The sequence below is a fragment of the Enterobacter cloacae complex sp. GF14B genome, assembly GCF_004136805.1.
Lineage (GTDB): Bacteria > Pseudomonadota > Gammaproteobacteria > Enterobacterales > Enterobacteriaceae > Enterobacter > Enterobacter hormaechei_C.
This window is the reverse complement of the sequence record NZ_QFRV01000152.1, coordinates 1-4,505: the sequence shown is the minus strand read 5'-3', so window position 1 is coordinate 4,505 and position 4,505 is coordinate 1. Positions and strand designations below refer to the sequence as shown.

The following is a 4,505-nucleotide window of genomic DNA, read 5'->3' as shown; positions in this document are numbered from 1 at the left end:
CTCATAGATGGCTCCCTTCAGTCGGATGTTTCGCCCCCCGTCCGGGTCGGCAATGCTGATACTGTTTTTCGTGGTGCGCACCACCTCAAAACCTGACCGTTCCAGCGCCTCAGTGACGTCCTGACGGCTTTTCAGCTCCCCGGACGAAGCAAGGGTCAGCAGTCCGCGCGTGATGGCTTCTGCGGCCTCCTGCTTCGTTTTCGGCAATCCGGACGGCGTGACCAGCGCCCGGCGGTTTTCCGGCGCGTTCGGGTCGTGCAGCCCCAGTCTGCCGTTCACGATGGTCTGCCAGGCATCGATGCGCGGCCGGTCGGCGCGGTCGTAGTACGGCTGGAGCCGCCTGCCGGTCAGCAGCTCGGTATTGGGGATCAGAAAGTTCAGCTCCAGACGCCCCTTGTCCTCGTGCTCCACCCACAGAATGCTGTACTGATCTTTATCAAGTCCGGGCATCAGAACCCGCTCGAAGCTGGCCATCAGTTTTTCCCGCTGGCCGGGAGGCAGATCGGCCTCCGCAAACGACAGGACGCCGGAGGTGTATTTCTTTACGTAAGGCGACGCGTCAATCAGCTCCCGGACTTCTTCCGGCTTCCCCTGCAGGACGGTGGCGCCTTCACGCTGCCGGTCTTTACCCAGCAGATAGTCCACCGGCCCGGCGCCACCGCCGCGGCCGCGCGGATGAAATTTAACGATCATCGTCCGTTCCTTTCTCAAGAACGGCGTGCCGCAGCCGCTCAAGCCCGGCATCGATGGCCATCAGCGCCGCCACAATCTGTACCCTGTCATGGCCGGTGCCGCCGCCGGCGTTAACACGGCGGGCTATCTGGTTCAGGTTATTGCCCATGCCGGCAAGCTGGCGCAGCAGCGCCGGAGAGATTGAGGGAAGCTTTCCGGAACGTGCTGGCTTTTCGTCCAGGCAGGTCTGCCTCATCCACGCTGCCAGCTGCCTGCCGTCGCAGCGCTCGAGCAGCCGCCGGTGCTCGTCCTCCGTCACCCACATGGTGAGCATCTTGTTCCGTTTCTCTGACAAACCGGCCTCCTGATAACGCCGGGACGGACGGGAAAGGCTTTCCCGGTCGGCGCGGGGTTGGACAAGCCGCAGGCGCGTCAGGCTTTTGGCGGGTTTCGGGGCGCAGCCCTGAATCAGTCACGTAGCGCTAGCGGAGTGTATACTGGCTTACTATGTTGGCACGAATGCGGATGTCAGTGAAGTGCTTCATGTGGAAGAAGAAAAAAGGCGGCACCTGCGCGTCAGCAGAATATGCGCTACAGGATATATTCCGCTTCCTCGCTCACTGACTCGCTGCGCTCGGTCGTTCGGCTGCGGCGAGCGGTACCGGCTTACGGGCAAGGAGGAAATTTCCTGGAAGATGCCAGGAAGAAACTTAACGGGAAAACGAGAAGGCCACGGCGAAGCCGTTTTTCCATAGGCTTCGCCCCCCTGACAAGCATCACGAAATCTGACGCTCAAATCAGTGGTGGCGAAACCCGACAGGACTTTAAGATACCAGGCGTTTCCCCCTGGTGGCTCCCTCGTGCGCTCTCCTGTTCCTGCCTTTCGGTTTACCGGTGTCACTCCGCTGTTATGGCCGCGGTTTCTCATTCCACGCCTGACACTCGGTTCCGGGAAGGCAGTTCGCTCCGAGCTGGACTGTATGCACGAACCCCCCGTTCAGTCCGACTACCGCGCCATGTAAGGTAACTATCGTCTTGAGTCCAACCCTTACAGACACTAAAAATCGCCATTGGCGGTAGCCACTGGTAAAAGGATCAGCAGAGCGAGATATGTAGGCGGTACTTGAAGTGGTGACCTAACTACGGCTACACTAGAAGGACAGTTTTGGTATCTGCGCTCTGCTGAAGCCAGTTACCTTCGGAAAAAAGTGTTGGTAGCTCTTTATTCCGGCAAACGAACCACCGTTGGTAGCGGTGGTTTTTTTGTTTGCAGGACATGAGATTACGGCGAGAACGAAAGGATCTCAAGAGGATCCTTTCCAAATGGTCAATTTGAAGTCAGTTTGGAGTAGAAATCTTCGTACTCAAAGAGAATTTTTCAAGTAGCCTCGATGCGTAATGAATTGTTCTTGCATCAAAGGCTATTTCGTTTAAGTTTTCGCGCTTTCTTGAAAATTCGCGTTTAGGTTATCCGATTAAAGTCAAATGCCCCAAACAGAAACGAATCAATATCACACAAATTTAATATGGCTAGTTTTTGCATCGAGTTCACGAACCATATTCCCCAGTGCAGTAGCAGACATAGCTAACTCATCAACTACAACGACATTATTTTGGTTTACCCTCTCCAATTCAGAAAGAGCTTGAGCGATCTGACAAACTCCTTTTTCCTGCTCACTAGTGGCCAGTAACACACTACCAGTAAGTTGATCTATTTTTTCCGCACCAGATAAAATCTTGGTCATATTATCTTTAGCCGCTAAAACCAATTCAGCTCCTTGCCTAATGTTGTCATGCGTAATTTCAATTAATGATTTTATACTTTTTGCAGATTCAGCTGTTTTATGGGACAAACTTCTAACCTCGCTAGCGACAACTGCAAATCCCCTGCCAGCAGAACCAGCCCTAGCGGCTTCAACAGCAGCATTAAGAGCTAAAATATTAGTTTGGAAAGATATACTATCTATTAGGGATATGACTTCACTCATTTCATCAGAACAAGAATTAATCAAGTCCATTTTTGATTTTAATTCTTCCATAATCGCCTCACCATGACTGGCTCTATCATAGGAAGATGTTGTGATTTTATGGAGTTCTCGACTGCTATCTGAGCTTTGCTTTGTACCTGCGGAAATCTGCTCCATACTTGCTGCAGTCTGCATCAGCATGGAAGATTGGCTATCTGCACCAGTTGTTAATAAACCGCTTTGTTCAGATAATTTCTCTGCTATATCAAGAGTGATTTTAGAACAATTACGGATACCAGAAACAAAACTCGTCATTTCTACAGATAGAGAATTAATACCAGGAATAATACGACCCGCACAGTTTTTCCCAAACTCAGGGATTCTCAACGAAAAGTCACCTTCATTAAAAACAGATAATGCAGATACGACTTTATTTATTGGAATAACTAAGAATCTGTCAAGATAAAACCATGCGAGCAATATATGAACAGAAAATAAAAAGCAAACTAAAAAAAAACAAAAAACCAAACTTTTAAAAAACAACAATGTTAGTAAATTAAATAAAAACAAAGAAAGCAGTAACAAAATCATAACACTTCGAACACTACGATCTCTAAGCATACATACCTCAGATGCTATAGTAAATTAAGGACGGCATTATTATTGCAGTCGAAAATAAAAAAATCAAAAAACATCGATAATAAAGACAAATAAGAAAGAAGGAGGTTTTATTAAGCATAAAAATCAACCTATCTCATTTTCTTTAAATATAAAAATAATTTATTTCATATTCATTCAGGATTCCTACAAACAAGCTTAGAGCATTCTTTTTGTGACATGAATATCCACGAGTTCACGAACACCTTAACATGCAAAGAACAAGATCAACCCCTGCATAAAGAACAAAAACATCATAACGCCATAAACATTACAATAACATCTCTTGGCCGCACCCTCTGAGAGGCTCTCAGGGCGTTTCTGACGGGAAACCGGTAACAGGCAACAAACCACCCGAAAACCCGCCAGAAACGCGCCTGATAAATTTTAACGGCATGTATGACTATTCACCAGAATGAAGGCATTCTTTTTTCACTTAACATCATAACCAGACAGAGAAAAGAACACATGAACCGTCAGGAATCTGCCGCTCTCAATATGGCTAAATTTATCCGCACCCAGACGCTGCTTTTGCTAGAAAAAATCGACCAGCTTGACCTTGATGACGAAGCGACAGAATGCGAAAAATTACACGAACAGGCAGAAAATCTTTATCAGAAGCTTCTGGCAAGGCTCGACTTAGACATAGCGCCGTAGCTTTTCGATCGCCTCAAGAATATCCATAAACTCGTCTCTTGAAGAGACACCAGCCTGTAGGTTATTAAGCAGAAAGCCATCCATATGGGCGGCTTTTCTTATTAAAGCGTTGGACCGTTATAACTTCGCTGTCGAGTTGAACGCTCGAGATCTAGCGCTTTTTGGTGCTGTGCCACGCGCTCCTGCTCCCGGTGCGCCTCGATGCTGTTCAGCCTTGTGAAAACCGGCGCAGCTGCTCGCTTAAACTCAGCACCTGCGTGCTCAAGTCCGACACGCGCTCGTTCAGCACCGCGTTCTCCCGTTGCATAAGCCCACACATGCTCCGCCATTCCGCGAAGGCTCTCTCCCATTCGTCCAGCCTTTGCGAGTAGTCCTGCTGTAGCTGCTCTAATGCGCTCAGCAACTGCTTTTCCAGCTCTGTCATCTTCCGCTACTCCTGTTTCAGGCGGATCCATGTCGTCCCGTCGTAAGGGATGGCTTCGGTTTGCATCCCCGGCGGCAGGATAAGAAACCTCCGGCCGTCGCTGCTCTCCTGATAGCGCACTCCCCACG

Annotated in this window: 5 protein-coding genes; 1 reads left to right on the top strand and 4 read right to left on the bottom strand. The window is 49.1% G+C overall.

Going from position 1 to position 4,505, the window contains the following annotated elements; translation table 11 throughout:
- The 3 genes from DD606_RS23845 to DD606_RS23830 all read right to left on the bottom strand — a co-directional run.
- On the bottom strand, positions 1-693 hold a 693-nt coding region (locus tag DD606_RS23845; RefSeq protein WP_176691468.1), incomplete at its 3' end, for a relaxase/mobilization nuclease domain-containing protein.
- Positions 683-1,006 carry a MobC family plasmid mobilization relaxosome protein gene (locus tag DD606_RS23840; RefSeq protein WP_007772081.1) on the bottom strand — a complete coding sequence of 108 codons (324 nt, stop codon included), beginning with the start codon at positions 1,004-1,006 and terminating at the stop codon, positions 683-685. The genes DD606_RS23840 and DD606_RS23845, both read right to left, overlap by 11 nt.
- Before the next feature lie 1,177 nt (positions 1,007-2,183).
- On the bottom strand, positions 2,184-3,260 hold the full coding sequence (locus DD606_RS23830) for a methyl-accepting chemotaxis protein (RefSeq protein WP_129259290.1): 1,077 nt from the start codon (positions 3,258-3,260) through the stop codon (positions 2,184-2,186).
- Positions 3,261-3,764: 504 nt separating this feature from the next.
- Between DD606_RS23830 and DD606_RS23825 the strand changes: the two genes are divergently transcribed.
- A complete protein-coding gene (locus DD606_RS23825; protein WP_059291084.1) occupies positions 3,765-3,953 on the top strand; it encodes a Rop family plasmid primer RNA-binding protein in 189 nt (62 codons plus the stop codon).
- A 208-nt stretch (positions 3,954-4,161) separates the two neighbouring features.
- On the opposite strand, the gene DD606_RS23820 is transcribed toward DD606_RS23825, so the two are convergent.
- On the bottom strand, positions 4,162-4,377 hold the full coding sequence (locus DD606_RS23820) for an MbeD family mobilization/exclusion protein (RefSeq protein ID WP_129259288.1): 216 nt from the start codon (positions 4,375-4,377) through the stop codon (positions 4,162-4,164).
- Positions 4,378-4,505: the final 128 nt, after the last annotated feature.